Origin of the sequence: Mesorhizobium koreense, assembly GCF_031656215.1 — a bacterium.
Taxonomy (GTDB): domain Bacteria; phylum Pseudomonadota; class Alphaproteobacteria; order Rhizobiales; family Rhizobiaceae; genus Mesorhizobium_L; species Mesorhizobium_L koreense.
In genome coordinates this window covers 135,212-156,211 of record NZ_CP134228.1, presented here as the reverse complement: position 1 = coordinate 156,211, position 21,000 = coordinate 135,212, and the positions used below count along the sequence as shown (strand labels likewise).

15 protein-coding genes are annotated in these 21,000 nt (G+C 65.4%); 11 read left to right on the top strand and 4 right to left on the bottom strand.

The annotated features are described in order from the left end of the window. Positions 1–13 precede the first annotated feature (13 nt). The 4 genes from RBH77_RS00735 to RBH77_RS00720 all read right to left on the bottom strand — a co-directional run bounded on the left by RBH77_RS00735 (position 14) and on the right by RBH77_RS00720 (position 3,453). Positions 14–628, bottom strand: coding sequence for an alpha-ketoglutarate-dependent dioxygenase AlkB family protein (locus RBH77_RS00735; RefSeq protein ID WP_311030212.1), 615 nt, complete (start codon positions 626–628; stop codon positions 14–16). 29 nt (positions 629–657) lie between these two features. Beyond that, positions 658–1,095: an alternative ribosome rescue aminoacyl-tRNA hydrolase ArfB gene (gene arfB, locus RBH77_RS00730; protein ID WP_311030211.1), complete on the bottom strand. Its 438-nt coding sequence runs from the start codon at positions 1,093–1,095 to the stop codon at positions 658–660. Next, positions 1,092–1,760 (bottom strand): nitroreductase family protein, encoded by a 669-nt coding sequence (locus tag RBH77_RS00725; RefSeq protein WP_311030210.1) that lies wholly within the window; start codon positions 1,758–1,760, stop codon positions 1,092–1,094. Before RBH77_RS00725 ends, arfB begins: the two co-directional genes overlap by 4 nt. Before the next feature lie 82 nt (positions 1,761–1,842). After that, positions 1,843–3,453 carry a phosphoenolpyruvate carboxykinase gene (locus RBH77_RS00720; protein WP_371832820.1) on the bottom strand — a complete coding sequence of 537 codons (1,611 nt, stop codon included), beginning with the start codon at positions 3,451–3,453 and terminating at the stop codon, positions 1,843–1,845. A 330-nt stretch (positions 3,454–3,783) separates the two neighbouring features. Here RBH77_RS00720 and RBH77_RS00715 point away from each other — a divergent pair, with 330 nt between their 5' ends. From RBH77_RS00715 to addA, 11 genes are all read left to right on the top strand, one after another. Beyond that, the gene (locus RBH77_RS00715; protein WP_311030209.1) at positions 3,784–4,485 is read left to right on the top strand and encodes a response regulator transcription factor; all 702 of its coding nucleotides are present in this window, start codon (positions 3,784–3,786) and stop codon (positions 4,483–4,485) included. A 107-nt stretch (positions 4,486–4,592) separates the two neighbouring features. Further along, the gene (locus RBH77_RS00710; protein WP_311030208.1) at positions 4,593–6,371 is read left to right on the top strand and encodes a sensor histidine kinase; all 1,779 of its coding nucleotides are present in this window, start codon (positions 4,593–4,595) and stop codon (positions 6,369–6,371) included. Positions 6,372–6,378: 7 nt separating this feature from the next. After that, positions 6,379–6,807: an HPr kinase/phosphorylase gene (locus tag RBH77_RS00705; protein WP_311030207.1), complete on the top strand. Its 429-nt coding sequence runs from the start codon at positions 6,379–6,381 to the stop codon at positions 6,805–6,807. A 211-nt stretch (positions 6,808–7,018) separates the two neighbouring features. After that, a complete protein-coding gene (locus tag RBH77_RS00700; RefSeq protein WP_311030206.1) occupies positions 7,019–7,420 on the top strand; it encodes a PTS sugar transporter subunit IIA in 402 nt (133 codons plus the stop codon). Continuing rightward, the gene (locus RBH77_RS00695) at positions 7,417–7,719 is read left to right on the top strand and encodes an HPr family phosphocarrier protein (protein WP_311030205.1); all 303 of its coding nucleotides are present in this window, start codon (positions 7,417–7,419) and stop codon (positions 7,717–7,719) included. The genes RBH77_RS00700 and RBH77_RS00695 overlap by 4 nt, the downstream gene beginning before the upstream one ends. A gap of 234 nt (positions 7,720–7,953) precedes the next feature. After that, complete coding sequence (gene ahcY, locus RBH77_RS00690; RefSeq protein ID WP_311030204.1) at positions 7,954–9,354, top strand: adenosylhomocysteinase; 1,401 nt, start codon at positions 7,954–7,956, stop codon at positions 9,352–9,354. A 194-nt stretch (positions 9,355–9,548) separates the two neighbouring features. Then, positions 9,549–12,104, top strand: coding sequence for a sensor histidine kinase (locus RBH77_RS00685; protein ID WP_311030203.1), 2,556 nt, complete (start codon positions 9,549–9,551; stop codon positions 12,102–12,104). A gap of 9 nt (positions 12,105–12,113) precedes the next feature. Then, positions 12,114–13,622, top strand: a complete 1,509-nt coding sequence (tsaE, locus tag RBH77_RS00680) for a tRNA (adenosine(37)-N6)-threonylcarbamoyltransferase complex ATPase subunit type 1 TsaE (RefSeq protein WP_311030202.1) — start codon at positions 12,114–12,116, stop codon at positions 13,620–13,622. Continuing rightward, positions 13,619–14,341 carry a nucleotidyltransferase family protein gene (locus RBH77_RS00675; RefSeq protein ID WP_311030201.1) on the top strand — a complete coding sequence of 241 codons (723 nt, stop codon included), beginning with the start codon at positions 13,619–13,621 and terminating at the stop codon, positions 14,339–14,341. The genes tsaE and RBH77_RS00675 overlap by 4 nt, the downstream gene beginning before the upstream one ends. Then, positions 14,338–17,472 carry a double-strand break repair protein AddB gene (gene addB / locus RBH77_RS00670; RefSeq protein ID WP_311030200.1) on the top strand — a complete coding sequence of 1,045 codons (3,135 nt, stop codon included), beginning with the start codon at positions 14,338–14,340 and terminating at the stop codon, positions 17,470–17,472. Before RBH77_RS00675 ends, addB begins: the two co-directional genes overlap by 4 nt. Continuing rightward, positions 17,469–20,990, top strand: a complete 3,522-nt coding sequence (gene addA / locus RBH77_RS00665) for a double-strand break repair helicase AddA (protein WP_311030199.1) — start codon at positions 17,469–17,471, stop codon at positions 20,988–20,990. The genes addB and addA overlap by 4 nt, the downstream gene beginning before the upstream one ends. Positions 20,991–21,000: the final 10 nt, after the last annotated feature.

The following is a 21,000-nucleotide window of genomic DNA, read 5'->3' as shown; positions in this document are numbered from 1 at the left end:
CAAGGCCCCAGGATCAGGGCAACGTCACCCTTCTCAGCGTCAGGTTGATGCGTCCGCCCTTCTTCAGGAGTGTCGAAGTCTCGGGACAGACGCGGTCGACGCCATGGAAGGCGAGCCTCCCTTCGCGGCCGAGGACAACGACATCGCCGCTCGAAAGACGGACGGAAACGGTGGGGTCGCTCCGCTTTGTCCCGCCGACCCGAAAAAGACAGCTGTCGCCGAGCGAGACCGAGAGGACGGGTGCGGAAAATTCCTTCTCGTCGCGATCCTGATGCAGGCCCATCCGGGCGCTGTCGGAATAGAAATTGACGAGGCAGGCCTGCGGCGGATGCGGATAGTCGGCGAGCTCCCGCCACAGTGCCATCAGCCGCTCCGGAATCGGCGGCCATGGATCGCCGGTCACGGGATGCTGCGCCTGATAGCGGTAGCCGCCGTCGCGGTCGGTCACCCAGCCCAGTTCGCCGCAATTGGTCATGCGCACGCTCATGGGCTTGCCGCTCTTCGGCATGGTCGGGACGTAAAGCGGTGCAGCTTCGACCACCCCGCGGATGTCCTCGACGAGCGCCTCCTGCGTCATGCGGTCGAGATGCTCCGGCAGGTACTGGACGCCTTCCGTCAGCATGGGCATGTAGAATTCTCCCTGCGCGCGGTCGGCCTCTAGTCCTCTGAAACGCGGCCGCGCATCTTCTTGATCGTCGAGCGGCCAGCCTTCGCCTTCAGCCTTCTCTCGACCGACCCTTTCGTCGGCCGCGTTTTCTTGCGCGGCGGTGGCGGCGGCTCGGCCGCCTTGGCAACCAGCGCTACCAGACGATCGCGCGCATCCTGCCGGTTCCGCTCCTGCGTGCGGAAGCGCGAAGCCTCGATGACGATCACGCCGTCCTTGGTGGCGCGCTGGCCGGCAAGCCTTATCGTCCGGTCGCGCACCTCTTCCGGCAACCCGGCCGCACGGCGCGTGTCGAAGCGAAGCTGCACCGCCGTCGCCACCTTGTTGACGTTCTGGCCGCCGGGGCCGGAAGCGCGGATGAACGCCTCTTCCAGATCGTCTTCGTCGATGAAGACGTTCGACGCCACCCGAATCCGGCGATCCTCCGTCATTCCTTCCAGACGATCAGCTCGTCCGCCCCCTTGCGCCGGATGTCCGGCACCTCGGCGGTTTCGGCCGGATAGCCGGCGACGAGCAGGATCACCGCCTTTTCGTGCTCGGGGCGGCCGCAGATCTCGTTCAGGAAACCCATCGGCGAGGGCGTATGGGTGAGCGCGGCGAGCCCGGCATTGTGCAGGCTGGCGATCAGCAGCCCGGTGGCGATGCCGACCGATTCCGGCACGTAATAGTGCTTGCGCCGCGAGCCGTCCTCCTTCAGCCCGTAGCGCTGCGCGAAGATGACGATCAGCCATGGCGCGATCTCGAGGAAGGGCTTTTCGGCGTCCGTGCCGAGCGGCGCCAGCGCCTCCAGCCATTCCTCCGGCGCGCCGCCCTCATAGAAGGCGCGCTCCTCCGCTTCCGCTGCGGCGCGGATGCGCTCCTTGATCGCCTGGTCGCCGATGCAGACGAAGGTCCAGGGCTGCTGATTGGCGCCGGAAGGCGCGGTCGCGGCCGTCATCACCGCCTGCTCGATCAGTTCGCGCGGCACCGGCCGATCGGAAAAATCGCGCACGGTACGCCGCCGCGTCATCAACGCGCGGAAATCCCGCGCCCGGCCGAGCATGTCGCTCTCCGGTATCCCGGCGAAGGCGAGCGGTATGGTTTTCAGGGCGGCCATGCTGTTCTCCTCTTGCGAAGAGCAGATGCACTGCCCAGCCGAAAAAGAAAAGCCCCGGCGCGGGCCGGGGCTGATGGGAAGCCTACTCCGCCGCTTCCTGAACGCGCGGCGCGGCGTCGGCCACGGTCGCGTCGACATGGTCCTCGAACTTGGCGAAATTGTCGACGAACATGCCGACAAGCCGTTTCGCCTGGCGGTCGTAGGCCGCCTTATCAGCCCATGTGGCGCGCGGGTCGAGGATGCTGGGCTCGACCCCCGGCGCCGAGACCGGCACAGCGAAGCCGAAATTCGGATCGGTGCGGAATTCCGCCCCGGCGAGCGAGCCGTCGAGGGCGGCGGCAAGCAGCGCGCGCGTCGCCCTGATCGGCATGCGTTTGCCGGTGCCGTAGGCGCCGCCGGTCCAGCCGGTGTTCACCAGCCAGCAATCGACGCCGTGCTCGGCGATCAGGCTGCGCAGCAGATTGCCGTATTCGGATGGGTGCCTGGGCATGAAGGGCGCGCCGAAACAGGTGGAGAAGGTAGCTTCCGGCTCCGTCACGCCCTTCTCTGTGCCCGCCACCTTGGCCGTGTAGCCTGAAAGGAAGTGATACATCGCTTGCGCCGGCGTCAGCTTGGCGATCGGCGGCAGCACGCCGAAGGCGTCGGCGGTCAGCATGATGACGTTCTTCGGATGCGGCGCTTTGCCGGTGGCACTGGCATTGGCGATGAAATGCAGCGGATAGGCCGAGCGCGTGTTCTCGGTGAGCGAGCCGTCGTCGAGGTCGGGCACCCTATCCTCGTCGAGCACGACGTTTTCCAGAACCGTTCCGAAGCGCCTCGTCGTGGCGTAGATCTCGGGCTCGGCCTCCGGCGAAAGACGGATGGTCTTGGCGTAGCAGCCGCCCTCGAAGTTGAAGACGCCGTCCGGCCCCCAGCCATGCTCGTCGTCGCCGATGAGGGTGCGGGACGGGTCGGCGGAAAGCGTCGTCTTGCCGGTGCCGGAAAGCCCGAAGAAGATCGCCGCGTCGCCATTGGCGCCTTCATTGGCCGAACAATGCATCGGCATGACGGATTTCTCCGGCAGCAGGTAGTTGAGCGCGGTGAAGACCGATTTCTTCATCTCGCCGGCATAGGACGTGCCGCCGATCAGCACGATCATGCGGGTCAGGTCGACCGCGATCACGGTTTGCGTGCGGCAGCCGTGCCGCGCCGGATCGGCCTTGAAGGACGGCAGGTCGATGATGGTCATCTGGGGCTCGAAGGCGGCGAGCGCACTTTGCTCGGGCCGGATCAGCAGATTGCGGATGAAGAGCGAGTGCCAGGCGAGTTCGTTGACGACGCGGACCTTGAGCCGATGCGTCTCGTCGGCGCCGCCGACGAGGTCCTGCACGAAGAGTTCCTTGCCCGCTGCATGCGCCTTGAAGTCCGCCAAAAGCGTCTCGAAATGTTCCGGCGACATAGGGCTGTTGTTGCCCCACCAGACATGGCCTTCCGTGTTGGCGTCGCGGACGACGAATTTGTCCTTAGCCGAGCGGCCAGTATGCTGGCCGGTCACCGCGACGAGAGCGCCATGGGCACTCAATTGCGCTTCTCCGCGCTGTAGCGCTTCCTCGTAAAGCGCTGCTTCCGTCAGATTGTAATAGGCTGCTTTGGCCGCCGCGAGGCCGATTTCCTCGATGCCGCAGGCCGGATTTCTTTTGCCGAACTCTTTCACTTTCTCACCGTCGAAAAGATAGGTTGGGTAAAAGCCCGCCCGCCTAAGGCATTCAGGCCGCGAATGATGCGATAAATAGGGCAGATACAGAAAAGACTAGCGATATCAAATCATTAATCGGTTTAAAAATTCAAAGGTATATTTAAATCGTTTGTATGTCGGGTATGGTTACCGCAATCGAACTAGTCTGATTACCCCTTTGGGGGTTCCGATCCATGACCGGTCGTGCGATATGCGGGGTCGCCGCGCCACATTTTGTACCTAATTTGTCCCTCAAAGGCGGGTTTCCGCCGAACGAAGGGACGCTCGCAGATGAGGGAGCCGCTCGATATGTCCACAATCGCGCTGGTCGACGACGACCGCAATATCCTGACGTCCGTATCCATTGCGCTCGAGTCGGAAGGGTATCGCGTCGAAACCTACACCGACGGCGCCTCGGCACTCGAGGGGCTCTCGGCGCGGCCGCCGAACCTTGCCATCCTCGACATCAAGATGCCGCGCATGGACGGCATGGAACTCCTGCGGCGGCTGCGCCAGAAGAGCGACCTTCCGGTCATCTTCCTGACCTCCAAGGACGACGAGATCGACGAGCTTTTCGGCCTCAAGATGGGCGCCGACGATTTCATCCGCAAACCCTTCTCGCAGCGGCTTCTGGTCGAGCGTGTCCGTGCGGTCCTGAGGCGCGCCAGCGCGCGGGAGGCCGCCGCCAAATCGCCGAACGCGCAGAGCCGTTCGCTCGAGCGCGGCCAGCTCGTCATGGACCAGGAGCGCCACACCTGCACCTGGAAGGGGCAGCCGGTGACGCTGACGGTCACCGAATTCCTCATCCTCCATTCGCTTGCCCAGCGTCCGGGCGTGGTGAAGAGCCGCGATGCGCTGATGGATTCTGCTTATGACGAGCAGGTCTATGTCGATGATCGCACCATCGACAGCCACATCAAGCGGCTGCGCAAGAAGTTCAAGGTCGTCGACAATGATTTCGACATGATCGAGACGCTTTACGGCGTCGGTTATCGTTTCCGCGAGGCGTGACCGGCGGGGCCGCCATGCCGCGGAAAGCCGCATGCGGCTCGATGTCTTCGAATATGCCGCGAACCTGTCGCGTTCCCATCTGGCCCCTGTTGCTCTAAAATCCGGCCATGGTGGCAGAAACCGGCGATATCCCGCTCACCGAACGGGCCGCTCCGAAAAAGCGGAAGGCGGCGGGATTCTTCGCGCGGCTGCGCAAGCGGCTGAACTGGGTGCTCGGCCACTATCTGTTTTCAAGCCTGACGCGGCGCATCCTGTTTCTCAACATGGCGGCGCTGATCGTGCTCGTCGTCGGCATCCTCTATCTCAACCAGTTCCGCGACGGGCTGATCGACGCGCGTGAGGAAAGCCTGATGACGCAGGGCGAGATCATAGCCGGCGCCATCGCCTCTTCCGCCACCGTGGAGACGGATGCGATCCGCATCGATCCGGAGAAGCTCCTGGAATTGCAGGCCGGCCAGAGCATCGAGCCGGGTTCCGACCAGCTCGACAATCTGGATTTCCCGATCAATCCGGAGATCGTCGCCCCTCTGCTCAGACGGCTGATTTCGCCGACGCGGACCCGCGCGCGCATCTACGACCGCGACGCCAATCTCCTGCTGGATTCGCAGCGGCTTTATTCGAGGGGGCAGATCCTGCGCTACGATCTGCCGCCGATCGAGGAGGAAGAGCCGAACCTGTTCGAGCGGCTGGAGAAGAGCATCATCGGTCTTTTCCGCCGGCGCGACCTGCCCGTCTACCATGAGCAGCCGGGCGGCAACGGTTCCGCCTATCCCGAGGTGATGACGGCGCTGACCGGCAGCCCCGCCACCGTGGTCAGGGTGAGCGAGAAGGGTGATCTGATCGTTTCGGTGGCGGTGCCCGTCCAGCGCTTCCGGGCCGTTCTCGGCGTGCTGATGCTCTCCACTCAGGGCGGCGACATCGACAACATCGTCACCTCGGAGCGCCGCGCCATCTTCCGCGTCTTCGGCGTGGCCGCGCTGGTCACCGCGATCCTGTCGCTGCTCCTGGCCTCCACCATCGCCAATCCGCTGCGGCGCCTTTCCGCGGCCGCCGTTCGCGTCAAGCGCGGCGTGAAAAGCCGCGAGGAGATTCCGGATTTCTCCTCGAGACAGGACGAGATCGGCAATCTGTCGGTCGCGCTGCGTGAGATGACGAATGCGCTCTACGCCCGCATCGAGGCGATCGAGAGCTTCGCCGCCGATGTCAGTCACGAACTGAAGAACCCGCTGACCTCGCTGCGTAGCGCCGTCGAGACCTTGCCGATCGCCAAGACCGAGGAATCGCGCAAGCGGCTTCTGGACGTCATCCAGCACGATGTGCGCCGACTCGACCGCCTGATCACCGACATCTCGGATGCCTCGCGCCTCGACGCGGAACTCGCGCGCGAATATTCCGGCCGCGTCGACCTGAAGAAACTGATCGGCGACCTTGTGATGGCGGCGCGCGAAGTGCGCAAGAACCGCCGGCAGGTGACGGTGGAATTCAACGTGGAGAAGCCGCCGCACGGAGAAAAGGATTACGTTGTCCAGGGCCACGATCTGAGGATCGGGCAGGTCGTCACCAACCTGATCGAAAACGCCCGCTCCTTCGTGCCGGAGGAGGGCGGCCGCATCGTCGTGACGCTCTCGCGCTCTCCTCGCCACGCCATCGTGACGGTCGAGGACAACGGTCCAGGCATCCGCGCCGAACGCATCGACCGGATTTTCGAGCGTTTCTATACCGACCGCCCCTCGAACGAGGCCTTCGGCCAGAATTCGGGCCTCGGCCTGTCGATCAGCCGGCAGATCATGGAGGCGCATGGCGGCACGCTCGACGCGGAGAACATCGTCGGCACCAAGCCGGGCGATATCCGTGGCGCACGCTTCATCATGACGCTGCCGGCCTGAGAATCCCATGAATTTTCATGGCACGGCGTTCATACTCGGTGACAAGGGCGTGCTCGTCCGGGGGCGCTCGGGTACCGGCAAGACGACGCTCGCCCTTTCCCTGATCGAGATGTGCCGGGCCCGAAACAGGTTCGCCAGGCTCGTGGCTGACGACCAGGTTCTCCTTCAGGCGCATGGCGGCCGGCTCGTCTGCACCGTCCCGGAAAATATTGCCGGATTGGCGGAATTCCGCGGGATAGGCCCCGGTCGAACGGCGTTCGAGCCGAAGATGATCGTCGACCTGGTCGTCAACCTCGTGGAGCGTGACGCAGCGCCGCGTTATTCCAGCGGGGCGATTGTCGTCCTGGAAGGCTGCCGCATTCCCTGTCTTGAACTGCCCAAGCATGAAATCGCCGGGCCCGGCCTCGCGATCCTGCAAAAACTGGCGGATGGATAATGCCGTTACGTCAACTTGCCGAGGCGGATGGAATTCCGGCCGATTCCCGCGCCGGCGGCATAAAGCTGCGGCAAAATGGTTGCATTCGTTCAAGATTGGGGCTTGTAAACGGAAGGCGCATTGACAAGATGGCGCACTTGCCGTTTGGCCCTGTCAGGGTTGCGGTCGATACGAAGCACCCGAAATGGGGCATGCCGGGAGCCAGCACTGCATGATCGGTATCGTGCTCGTTACGCACGGTCGTTTGGCCGATGAGTTCCGCAATGCCGTCGAGCACGTCGTCGGCGCGCAGCAGCAGTTCGGGACCGTTTCCATCGGCGCCGAAGACGACATGGAGCAGCGACGACGGGACATCGTCGACGAAGTGAAACGCTGCGATACGGGCTCCGGCGTCATCATCCTGACCGACATGTTCGGCGGCACGCCCTCCAACCTCGCCATCTCGGTCATGGATTCGGGCCGCGTGGAGGTGATCGCCGGCGTCAACCTGCCGATGCTGATCAAGCTTTCCAGCATCCGTGTCAACAACGACATGGCCACCGCGCTGGAAGAGGCCCAGGCGGCGGGCCGCAAATATATCAACGTCGCCAGCAAGTTCCTGAGCGGAAAATGACGGGCGAGGCCGGCGATCTCAAGGACGGCGCGGTCACCCGCGAATTTGCGATCGTCAACCAGCGCGGCCTGCATGCCCGCGCTTCCGCCAAATTCGTGCAGGTCGTCGGCGGCTACGACGCCGAGGTGACGGTGGAGAAGGACGGCAACAAGGTCGGCGGCACCTCGATCATGGGCCTGATGATGCTTGCCGCGAGCCCCGGATGCTGCATCCGCGTCACCGCCACGGGGAGGGACGCCACCACCGTGATGGATGCGCTGGCGGAATTGATCGAAAGCCGCTTCGGCGAAGAGATCTGAGAAACCAACCGTGAGGCCGGGCTGCAACCGGCGTCCGACTGCGCTCCTGTGCCTTTCGCCTGAGCCTGACTGCTTTTATGGGACCTCCATCTATTCCTGCTGCGATATGCAGAGATAAAGATTTCCTTATATCCTATTGTCGCAACCGGCCCGATCTGGTACGCAGACCGCCGAATATTGACCCCCTGCCGCTTCCGGCGGGGCTTTCCCTGTCTGCGAATAGGAGATTTCAGGATGGCGCGCGCCAAGGATTATTTCGTTAAGGATATCGCTCTCGCCGATTGGGGCCGCAAGGAGATCGAGATCGCCGAGACCGAGATGCCGGGCCTGATGGCCTGTCGCGGGGAATTCGGCGAGACCAAGCCGCTGAAGGGCGCGCGCATCTCCGGCTCGCTCCACATGACCATCCAGACGGCCGTTCTGATCGAGACGCTGAAGGCGCTCGGCGCCGATGTGCGCTGGGCCTCCTGCAATATCTTCTCCACGCAGGATCATGCCGCCGCGGCGATCGCGGAGAGCGGCACGCCGGTCTTCGCCGTCAAGGGCGAGACGCTTCCGGAATACTGGTCCTACACCGACCGCATCTTCCAGTGGGAGGATGGCCAGCCAACCAACATGATCCTCGACGACGGCGGCGATGCCACCATGTACATCCTGATCGGCTCGCGTGCCGAAGCCGGCGAGGACGTCCTGTCCAAGCCGGGCAGCGAGGAAGAGGAGGTCCTCTTCGCCCAGATCAAGAAGCGCATGGCCGAGACGCCGGGCTTCTTCACCAGGACCCGCGATGCCATCCGCGGCGTGACCGAGGAGACGACGACGGGCGTCAACCGGCTCTACCAGCTCCAGAAGCGCGGCCTGCTCGCCTTCCCCGCCATCAACGTCAATGACAGCGTCACCAAGTCGAAATTCGACAACAAATACGGCTGCAAGGAATCGCTCGTCGACGGCATCCGCCGCGCCACCGACGTCATGATGGCCGGCAAGGTTGCCGTCGTCTGCGGCTACGGTGATGTCGGCAAGGGTTCGGCGGCGTCGCTGCGCGGCGCCGGCGCTCGCGTCAGGGTCACCGAGGCCGACCCCATCTGCGCGCTTCAGGCGGCGATGGACGGGTTCGAGGTGGTCACGCTCGATGATGCCGCGCCGACCGCCGATATCATCATCAGCGCCACCGGCAACAAGGATGTCGTCACCCTCGACCATATGCGCGCGATGAAGGACATGGTCATCGTCGGCAATATCGGGCACTTCGACAACGAGATCCAGGTGGCGGCGCTGCGCAACCTGAAATGGACCAACATCAAGCCGCAGGTCGACATGATCGAATTCGCCGACGGCAAGCGCATGATCCTTCTGTCGGAAGGGCGCCTGCTCAATCTCGGCAATGCGACCGGCCATCCGAGCTTTGTCATGTCCGCCTCCTTCACCAACCAGGTGCTTGCCCAGATCGAGCTGTGGACCAAGGCCGGCAGCTACAAGAAGGAGGTCTACGTCCTGCCGAAGCATCTGGACGAGAAGGTCGCACGGCTGCATCTCGACAAGCTAGCCGTGCATCTTACCGAGCTTTCCGCCGAGCAGGCCGCCTATATCGGCGTCACGCCGCAGGGCCCGTTTAAGCCGGAACACTACAGATACTGATTCTGCGTAAAAATAATACTAGATGTTGATGCCGGGCGGTTGACATTTCGCCCGGCATTATTTTTGTCGCCGTCCTTCTTCACGCCGATTCGCCTCGGGGCTATTCTCGACTGATTCGCGATGCGCCTGTGACGGGGAACAGGCGTGCGTTTGCGGGCGGTCTTGGATTTTCAGGCGGCGGAGAGGAACAAGGCATGCCAGGGGAATGCCCGCCATTGGCGGGAGAAGCCGGCGTCGGCAGCCGGAGCGATTCCGAAGGGGTGGTGCGGTCCCATCGGCGGTTTCGGCCGTGGGCCGGCACGGTCGTTTCGGCCGCTGCCTTGTCATTCGCCGCGGCAGGCGGCGCTTTGGCGCAAACCTCGGGCGACAATCCTTCCGTACTCTTGAGAATGATCCCCGCCAGCACGGTCGACGTCATCCAGGTGGCCGTCGTCCTCGGCATCATGGGCTCCGCCTTCCTTTCCGCGATCTGGCTGATCCGGGAGCGGGCGCGCATCGCCGAGGAGAACCAGACGCTGCGCGGCAGGATCGCGGAATTGAACGCCTTGCTCCAGAGGAGCGAAGCCCTTCTCAACCTGAAGGATCAGCGTATCGTCGCATGGGGCGGCGCGGCGAAGAAACCCGACCTGATCGGCGCACTGCCGGGCAATTCGGGCGCACCAGAGGAGCGGAGTGCCTTTCTGGCCTTCGGCCGCTGGCTCGCTCCCCGCTCCGCGACGCGGTTGGAAAACGCGATCGCAGAGTTGCGCGAAGCATCGACCCCGTTCGACCTCGTCGTCGAGACGCAGGGCGGCACGCTGCTCGAAGTCCGCGGACGCCGGCCTGGCAGCCACGTCATCGTCCGCTTCAACTCGCTGTCCCAGGCGCAGGCCGAGCACGCGCGGCTGAAGCTCGACCATCAGCAATTGCTGGCTGACCACGAGACCTTCATAGGCCTGGTCGAAGCCCTGCCGATGCCGCTTTGGCTGCGTGCGCCGGACGGCAAGCTCAAATGGGTCAATCGCGCCTATGCCGAAACCGTCGAAGCGTCCGATCCGGCTGCCGCCATCCAGGAAGGCCGCGAGATGCTCGGTACCCAGGCGCGCGAGACCATGCATTTGAACCATCTTGCCCATCCCGTTTTCGCGCAGACGCTTTCGGCCGTCGTCCGTGGCGACCGCAAGCTGTTCGCCGTCACCGAATATGCCGGAAAGGCGGGCGCGGCTGGACTTGCCGCCGACCGCAGCGAGATCGAGGCGGTCCGCGCTGAATACGAGCACACGCTCCGTGGCCATTCCGATACGCTGGACCAGCTTACGACAGCCGTCGCCATCTTCGACACGGAACAGAAGCTGCGTTTCTTCAACCAGGCCTTTCAGAAATTGTGGGGCCTCGACGCTTCCTTCCTGAACAGCGCCCCCGACAATGCCTTCCTGCTCGATCGCCTGCGTGCCGAAGGCAAGCTCGCCGAGCAGCCGGAATGGCGCCGCTGGAAGGAAACCATCCTGGCCGCTTACCGCTCGGTGGAATCATCCGAGCATTGGTGGCATCTGCCGGACGGCCGAACGATACGCGTCGTCGCCAATCCGCAGCCCAAGGGCGGCGTCACCTGGATCTTCGAGAACCTGACCGAGCGCATCGATCTGGAGAGCCGCTACAACACGGCGATCCGCGTCCAAGGCGAAACGCTCGACAATCTCGCCGAGGGCGTCGCCGTCTTCGGACCCGACGGCAAGGTCAGGCTTTCCAATCCCGCCTTCTCGCGGCTCTGGGGCCTGCCTGACGATTTCGTCACGCAAAAGACGCATATTTCCGAGATCAGGAAGCGCTGCGAGGCCATGGCGCAGGCGAGCCCGTGGGGCGATTTCGTCGCGCTGGCGACCGGCTTCGACGATGAGAGGCGTGACCGGCACGGCCAGTCCGAACTCACAAACGGCACGATCCTGAGCTACGCCGTTATCCATCTGCCCAACGGGCAGGTTATGATGACCTTCGTGGATGTGACCGATACGGTGAATGTAGAGCGCGCTTTGAAGGACAAGAACGAGGCGCTCGAGAAGGCGGACCAGTTGAAGAACGACTTCGTCCAGCACGTGAACTACGAATTGCGCTCGCCGCTGACCAACATCATCGGCTTCACCGAGCTTTTGACGCAGGGCTCCACCGGGCCGCTCAATCCCCGCCAGCGGGATTATGTCGATCATATCTCCTCTTCGTCTTCGGTCCTGCTGACGATCGTCAACGACATTCTCGATCTGGCAACGGTCGATGCCGGGATCATGGAACTCGATATCGCCGAAGTGCCCGTGCGCCGCATCGTGGAGGATGCCGCCGAGTTGATCGGGGGGCGGCTGCGCGAACATGCGATCAGGCTGAAGATCGACACGCACGGCGCGCCGGCGAGCTTCCATGCCGACGGCAACCGCGTTCGCCAGATCCTGTTCAACCTGCTCGCCAACGCCGCGAACTATGCGCCCGAGAAAAGCACCATCGAGCTTTCCTGCCGCAAGGAAGGCGAGGCGATCGTCTTTTCGGTGCATGACGACGGACCCGGCATCGCGCCGGAGATCGTCGACAGCGTCTTCAGCCGTTTCGAACCGCGACCGAACGGCGGGCGCAGGCGCGGTGCCGGTCTCGGCCTTTCCATTGTGAAAAGCTTCGTCGAGTTGCATAACGGGACGGTTGGGATCGATTCCCGGCCGGGACAGGGGACGACGGTGACATGCCGCTTTCCGCTCGTGCCCGAAAGCTTCCGCACGGCGGCGGAATAAGCGTTCGGGATGAGCGCAAGAAGCCTGCAACGCCATCTTGCAGACGAAAGCCGGACGGTGCTGCTCGGCGAGGACATAGCCGCCGTCCTGAAGCCGGGCGATGTGCTTGCGCTCGAAGGTGATCTCGGCGCCGGTAAGACGACGCTCGCCCGCGCCATCATCCGCGCGCTCGTCGGCGACCAGTCTCTGGAAGTGCCGAGCCCGACCTTCACGCTCGTCCAGTCCTACGACGCCCGTATCCCGGTGAGGCATTTCGATCTCTACCGGCTTTCCGATCCGGGCGAACTCCTCGAACTCGGCTTCGACGAAGCGCGCGAGGAAGGGATCGTCCTGGTTGAATGGCCGGAGCGCGCAGGCGGCCTGATCGGGGACGATGTGATCCGCATCCGGCTGGATGAAGAAGGCGAGGGCCGCGTCGCCGACATCGCCGCGCCGCCGGAAGCGCTGGCGCGGATCGGCCGCTCTCTCGTCATCGGCGATTTCATCGAGAAGACGGACTGGGCGGGTGGGCACCGCGCCTTCCTGCTCGGCGACGCCTCGACGCGCGCATACGAAACCGTGACGGCCGAGGGCAAGCCGCGCGTCATCCTGATGAACGCGCCGCAGCGGCCCGACGGGCCGCCGGTGCGCGACGGCAAGCCCTACAGCCGGATCGCGCATCTGGCGGAGAACGTGAAGCCCTTCGTGGCGATCGACAATGCGCTGCGCGGTCAGGGGATCGCGGCGCCCGAGATTTTCGCGCGGGATATAAGACAGGGAATCCTGCTGATCGAGGATCTGGGTTCCGAAGGCGTGATCGACGGGGCCGGCCGGCCGATCGCCGAACGCTATATCGCGGCCGCCGAGCTTTTGGCTCGGCTCCATGCGGTGGACTGGCCGCACGAATGCGAGATCGTGCCGGGCTCCCGCTACCGCATCCCCGATTACGACCACGGCGCGATGACGATCGAGGTCGAACTTTACGTCGATTGGTATCTGCCTGAGATGACGGGAACTCCGGATGCCCACATCCGCGACCGCTTCGCGCGGCAGTGGAATGCGGTCTTCGACCGGCTGAAGAGGGCGGAAAAGAGCCTCGTCCTGCGTGATTTCCATTCACCCAACCTGATCTGGCGCGGTGACAGGAAAGGCCACGACCGTCTCGGCATCATAGACTTCCAGGACGCACTGATCGGGCCTTCCGCCTATGATGTCGCGTCGCTTGCGATGGATGCGCGTGTCACCGTCGAGCCGGTGCTGGAGCGTGCGATCCTCGACGCCTATTGCCGGGCGCGCAGCGCCGCCGGCGCATTCGACCGGGCCGCCTTCGAGGAGGCTTATGCAATCATGGCTGCGCAACGCAATTCCAAGATCCTCGGTATTTTCGTCCGCCTGAACAACCGCGACGGCAAGCCCCAATATATGAAGCACCTGCCGCGCATCCGCGACTACATGGCGCGCGCGCTTCGCCACGAGGCGCTGGCGCCGGTGCGCGAATTCTACGCCGGGATCGACGTGCTGGCTCCGGCTGTCGGATGAGTACGACCCCCTTGAAAGCCATGGTGCTTGCCGCCGGCCTCGGCACACGGATGCGGCCGCTGACGGAGAAGACGCCGAAGCCGCTTATCGAGGTGGGCGGCAAACCCCTCATTGATTGGGGGCTGGACAGCCTGGAACGCGCCGGCGTCTCCGAGGCGATCGTCAACATCCATCACCTGCCGGACCAGATGCGCGCGCATCTGGCGAAACGGGCCGTGCCGTGCATCGTCATCTCGGACGAGACGGACCAGCTGCTCGAATCCGGCGGCGGCATCGTCAGGGCGCTGCCGCTTCTGGGCCGGGAGCCCTTCTTCGTCCTCAACGCCGACACCTTCTGGGTAGATGACGGCGCGCCCAGTCTTTCCGGCCTCGCCCTTGCATGGGACGGCGCGCGGATGGATATTCTGCTGATGCTGGCGGAGATGGGCAAGGCGACGGGACATTCAGGCAGGAGCGATTTCCTGTTCGGCGCGGACGGCAGGCTGGCGCGCTCGAAAGGCGATCCGGCCGGTCTCATCTATGCCGGGGCGGCGATCGTCCATCCGCGCATCTTCGCCGGGGCGGAAGCCGAACCGCATTCGCTGAACCGCTATTTCGACCTGGCCGCCGCCGAAGGCCGGCTCTTCGGCTGGCGCATGCGCGGCCGCTGGATCACGGTCGGCACGCCGGAGGCTATTCCGGCGTCCGAAGCGGCGGTCGTCGCCGCCAGCGTGTCGTGACGCGCGAAAGAGCGCCGTGCGTCCTTTCCATCCCGCCCGGCGCACCGTTCCTGCCGACGCTGGCCGATGCGCTGACCGCAGGCGAACTGGTGTCCGGCTTCCGCGCCGACGGCGATCCGCTCGCGCTTTCCGCTGTCACTATCTACCTGCCGACCCGTCGCGCTGCGCGCGCGCTGCGCTCGCTCTTCGTGGAGAGATCGCCCGGCGGCTCGGCCATCCTGCCGACGATCCGTGCGCTCGGCGAATTCGACGAGGAGCTTGCGCTGCTCGACCCGACCGGCGCGGCCGCGCTCGATATCGCCCCGCCGATCGCCGATCTGGATCGCGTGCTGGCGCTGGCGCCCCTGGTGCAGGCATGGAAAAGCCGGCTGCCGGCGCATGTGGCAGCACTCTTCGAGGAGAAGGTCGTGGTGCCGGCCTCGGCCGCCGACGCGCTCTGGCTGTCGCGCGACCTCGCTCGTCTGATCGACGAGATGGAGACGGCGGGCGCCGACTGGACGAGGCTTGCCGGGCTGGTCGACAGCGACCTTGCGGATTGGTGGCAGCTCACGCTGGATTTCCTGCAGATTGTCACGGAGTACTGGCCGAAGGCGCTGGCCGAGCGGCAGCGTTCCAATCCGGCCGCGCACCGCAACGCCATGATCCGCGCCGAGGCCGAGCGGCTGAAGCGGAGCGGCGGCGACGGTCCCATCATCGCAGCGGGATCGACCGGTACCATTCCAGCCACCGCCGAACTGCTTGCGACCATCGCGCGGCTTCCCAATGGCGCGGTGGTGCTGCCGGGGCTCGACAAACGGTTGGACGAGGAGACGTGGGCGCTCCTCGGCGAGCCTTCCGCCTCGCCCTCAGTCTATGGCCATCCGCAATTCGGCCTGAAGCGTCTGATCGGGGCGATCGGCGCCAGCCGCGACGATATTCCCGAAATCGGTACGCCGTCCGCGCCGCTCGCCGCCCGAGCGGCCGTGCTTTCCGAGGCCCTGCGCCCGGCGGAATCGACGGAAGCATGGGCGGCCAACCGCGCTACGGTCGAACGGGCCGTCGGCGCCGGCGCGCTGGCGGATATGGCGCTGATCGAGGCGCCTAACGAGCGCGACGAGGCACTGTCGATCGCCTATGCGCTGCGCAAGGCGGTGGCCGAGCCCGGCCATCGCGCCGCGCTGGTCACGACGGACCGTGCGCTCGCCCGCAGGGTCGCGACCGAACTCCTTCGCTTCAACATCAAGGCTGACGATTCCGCCGGCCGCCCGCTCGACCAGACGCCACCCGCCGTGCTTTTGTCGCTGATGGTCGAGGCGGCGATGCGGCCGGGCGACCCGGTCGCGATCCTCTCCTTCCTGAAGCAGCCGCTCCTGTTGCTCGGCATGGAGCGTGCAATCGTGCGCCGCGCGGCGGAAACTGTCGAACTGGTGGCCTTGCGCGGCGGCACCGGCCGTCCCGACATTGCCGGATTGGCCGATGAATTCGAGGCGCGGCTCGCCCGCCTTTCCGGCGATCCGCATACGCCCGCTTGGTTCGGCCGCATCCGCCCCGCCGATATCGAGGAGGCCCGGCAAGTTCTGGCTGCGCTCGATGCCGCGCTTGAGCCGCTCGCCGCGTTGCGCACCCGCGATATGCTGACCGTAGAGGCGGTGGCTCGGGCCATGATCGAGGCGCTGGAGGCGGTCGGCCGCGACGCATCGGGCGGCCTCGGCATGCTCTACCACGGCGAGGCCGGCGAGCGGCTGGCCGACCGTCTGCGCGAGCTTGCCGCCGCAAGCTCTCAGCTTACCTTCGGCCCGCGCGAATGGCCGGACATCCTCGCCGCACTTCTCGCCGGCCAGATGGTGAAGCCACGTCAGGGCACGGACCGCGCCGTGGCGATCTGGGGCGCGCTGGAAGGCCGGCTCCAGAGCGTCGATACGCTGGTCTGCGGCGGTCTGAACGAAGGAAGCTGGCCCGGCCGCGCCGATCCGGACGGCTTCATGTCGCGTGTGATGAAGACCGGCATCGACCTCGACCCGCCCGAGCGGCGCATCGGCCAGGCCGCGCATGATTTCATGATGGCGGCCGGCGCCCCGAAGCTTGTCCTGACCCGCGCTGCACGGGCCGGCGACGCGCCGTCGGTCCCATCGCGCTGGCTGCAGCGCCTGACCGCCTGCGCCGGCGAGAAGCCGGCGAAGGCGATGCGCGCGCGGGGCGCGGAGCTCCTGGCAGCGGCCCGACATCACGCCGGCGACGCCCCGGAAAGTATGCCCTTCGCACCTCGTCCGAGGCCGACGCCGCCATTGGCCGCGCGGCCGCCTCACTTCTCCGTCACCGAGATCGAGACGCTGCGCCGCGACCCCTACGCCATCTATGCGCGGAAGATCCTGAAGCTCGATCCGCTCGATCCGCTGCTGCGCGACCCGAGCGCCGCCGAGCGCGGTTCGCTCTTCCACGAGATCCTGCACCGCTTCACGGCATTCGGGTGTGACGCAGATGCGCCCGATGCACTCGACGGATTGTTCGCCATCGCCCGCCAATGCTTCGACGAGGAGGCGCTTCCGGCCGATGTCGACGCGGTCTGGTGGCCGCGTTTCAGGATGATGGCGCCGCGCCTCATCGAATGGGAGAGGAGCCACCGCGCCGGCGCAACCAGGCGATTGGCCGAGGCTATCGCTTCGCGCATCGATGTCGGCGCGACCGGCGTCACGCTTTCCGGCCGCGCCGATCGTATCGATGTCAGGCCGAGCAATCTTGCCGATATCCTCGACTACAAGACTGGCTCCTCGCCATCGAAAGTGCAGGCACATACGCTGGTCGCGCCGCAGCTCGCGCTGGAGGGCGCGCTTCTGATGCGCGGCGCCTTTCGCGATCTGGGTCCGCTCGAGCCGGCCGGGCTCGCCTATGTCCGGCTCAAAGCGACTGGTGACGTCGCGGAAGAATCCATCCTGGCGGCCAACCGCAACACCAAGCTCGCCCGCGACCTTTCCGAGGAGGCGTGGCAAAGGCTGGAACGCCTGCTTTTCTTCTATCGCAACGAGGCGAATGGTTATCTGTCCCGGGCGCTGCCGTTTCGCGAAGGCGACACCAGCGGCGCCTACGACCATCTGGCGCGCGTGCAGGAATGGTCCGCCGCCGGCGAGGAAGGTGACGGAGAGGGCGGCGAATGAAGCGCCCGCTGGTTATCCCGCCCGACACACTCCAACAGCAGGCGCTCGCCTCCGATCCGGAGAATTCCGCCTGGGTCTCCGCCCATGCCGGTTCCGGCAAGACGCATGTGCTGGCGCAGCGCGTCATCCGCCTCCTGCTCGACGGGGCCGAACCCGGAAAGATCCTCTGCCTGACCTACACCAAGGCCGCCGCCGCCAACATGTCGAACCGCGTCTTCGCCGAGCTTGGCGCGTGGACCGCGCTTGCCGACGAGGAACTGGCCGAAGCAATCCGCAAGGTGGAGAGCCGGTCGCCGGGCCGGTCGCGCCTTCTCCGTGCCCGCCGGCTCTTCGCCGCCGCGCTGGAGACGCCGGGCGGGCTGAAGATCCAGACTATCCACGCCTTCTGCGAGGCGATCCTGCACCGCTTCCCGCTCGAAGCGAACATCGCCGGCCACTTCGAGATGCTGGATTCGCAGATGGAATCGGCGCTGGTCGCCGAAGCGAGGCGTGATCTGCTGACCGGTATCGGCTCGGGGGAGGATGCAGGCCTCGCCGCAGCTTTCGAGGCGGTGTTGTCGATCGGCGGCGAAAGCGGGCTCGACCAACTGTTGAGCGAGATCGTCGCCCGCCGTGACGATCTGCGCGCCTTCATCGATGAAATCGGCTGCGGCGCCTCCGATGCGCTCTTCGCGGAGTTCGGCTTCAAGCCCGGAGACACGCCCGACCGTGTCATCGCGGTCGTGTGGCCGGACGCCTATTTCGACATGGCGCTGGCAAAGGCAATCGAGGCGCGAGCCATGGCCGCCGGCAAGATCACGGCGGCAAACTTTGCTGCCGAACTGAAGGCGCTATGTGAGCAAGCCGACCCACGAAGCCGCTTCGACGAGCTTTGCCGCTGCTTTCTTACGAGGGGCAAGCATGGGCTGAAGCCGAAAAGCACCCGGAACATCATGGCGAAGGGCGTGGCCGAGCATTTCCCCGGCTTCGTCGATGAATTCGCCCGCTTCGCCGGCGCGCTCCTCGAACTTTCCGACCGCTTGGCGCTTCTCAGGATGCTGGAAGCCACGCGCGCCGCCCTCGTTATCGCCGATGTGCTTATCGGCCGCTACGAGCGGCTGAAAGCGGCGCGCGGCTTCCTGGACTTCAACGATCTGATCCGCCGCACCGTGCATCTTCTGGCCAGGAGCGACGTCGGTCCCTGGGTGCAGTACAAGCTCGACCGGGGCATCGACCATATCCTGATCGACGAGGCGCAGGACACGAGCCCCGAGCAATGGCAGGTCGTGCGGAAGATGGCGGCGGAATTCTTCGCCGGCCTGAGCGCCCGCGATAATGTCCGCCGCACCATCTTCGCGGTCGGTGACGAGAAGCAGTCGATCTATTCCTTCCAAGGCGCCGACCCGGAAGCCTTTGCTCTGAACGGCTATGCGTTCCGCCGGCAGGTACTCGACGGCGAAGGCCGCTTCGAGCAGGTGCGGCTGCAGCGTTCATTCCGCTCGACCGAGGACGTCCTTCTGGCGGTCGATCGCGTCTTCGCCTCAGTCGAGGCGCGCCAGGGGCTGACGCGCGACGAGGAGGACATTGTCCACACCACGATCCGCGCCGGCGAGCCGGGCTATGTCGAGATATGGCCGCTGATCGAGCCGACCGCGGTCACCGAGCCGGACGACTGGACCGAGGCCATCGACCATGCCTCCGCGCCGTCGGTCACGCTTGCCGAACAGATCGCCGCGACCGTGCGGCAATGGATCGACACGGGCGAGACGATCGAGGGCAAGGGCAGGCGGCTGAGACCGGGCGACGTGCTGGTGCTGGTGCGCAAGCGCGACCGTTTCGTCAATGCGCTGTCGCGTGCCCTGAAGGAGAAGGGCATAGCGGTCGCCGGTGCCGACCGGCTGAGCCTGCCCGGCCATATCGCCGTGCAGGACTTGGTCGCGCTCGGCCGCGTCGCGCTGCAGCCGGGTGACGACCTCTCCCTCGCCGCGCTTCTGAAAAGCCCGGTCTTCGGCCTGACGGAACAAGAACTGTTTGCGCTTGCGTGGAACAGGGGCGAGCGATCGCTGCTCTTGGTGCTGCGCGCACGCGCTGAGAGCGATCCCAAGCTGGCAGGAATCGTCAAGAAACTCGATAACTGGCGCAACGAGGCGGCCTTCAAGCCCGTCTTTGAGTTCTATGCGGGCGTGCTCGCGCGTGACGGCGTCCGCTCGGCGATGATCGCCAGGCTTGGCCCGGCCGCCGGCGAAATCCTCGACGAGTTCCTGTCCTTCTGCCTAGCGGTGGAGCGCACCGGCCTGCCGGGGCTGGAATCCTTCCTCGCCACGCTCGAAAGCGCCGGCCCTGACATCAAGCGCGAGATGGACCAGGTGCGCGACGAGGTGCGTATCATGACTGTGCACTCGGCCAAGGGGCTGGAGGCGCCGGTGGTCTTCCTCGTCGACGGCGGCAGCCGGCCCTTTTCGGACTCGCACCTGCCGCGCCTCATCCCCTACACGGCGCAGAACGGCGGCTGGGAGGGGAGGGGATTCCTGTGGCGCGCCTCCTCCGACCTCGCCAACGGCGTCTCGCAGATGGTCAACGCGGCGCTGAGGGAAAAGGCCGAGGAGGAATATCGCCGGCTCCTCTATGTCGGCATGACGCGGGCGGAGGACAGGTTGATCGTCTGCGGCTATCGCGGCAAGATGAAGCCGCATGACGGCATCTGGCACAATCTGGTGAACGCTGCGCTTGCCGGGGCGCCGGAAAGCAGCATCCGCCGCCATCCGGCCGCCGATACGGACGTGATCCGCCACCAGGCGAGCGGCGCGAGGATCGCCGCGCCAGAACCGGCGTCGGAGCCGGAGGATAAATCGCCATCTCCCGTCTTCGGGAAACTACCGGATCTGCCGAAAGGCTTCGGCGAAGAGCTTCCGCGTCCGCTTTCGCCGTCAGGCGCGTCGCTCCTGATTGGCGAGACGGATGAGCCGGAATTGCCGGCGACCGCCGCTTCCGCGCTCGACAAGGAGGCGGCGCCCGCCTTCGCAATCGAGCGTGGCCTTGCAATGCACCGGCTGCTCCAGACCCTGCCGGATTTGCCCGAGGCCGATCGCGAGGCGGCCGCGCGCCGCTATCTGGCAAGGATTGGTGCAGGCTGGCGGGAAGAGGATCGCGAGCGTGCATGGGCTTCTGTCGCGTCCATTCTGGGTAGTGCCCGCTTCGCGCCCATCTTCGCGCCTGGCTCTCGCGCCGAGGTTTCGATCATGGGCACGCTCGATATACGCGCCCGCCCGCGCGCCATCTCGGGCAAGATCGACCGGCTTGCAATATCGGAGAAGGAGGTGCTGTTGGTCGACTACAAGACCGACCGCCAGCCACCCGCGCATGCGGCAGACGTGCCGGAAGCCTATCTCTTGCAACTTGCGCTCTACCGGGCGCTGCTCCAGCCGCTCTACCCGGGGCGTCCGGTAGTGGCTGCGCTGCTCTTCACCGAAACACCCCGCCTCGTCCCGCTGCCGGCCGAGGCGATGGACAGCGCCCTTGCTCGACTCACGCGAGCGTGACAAAAGACCG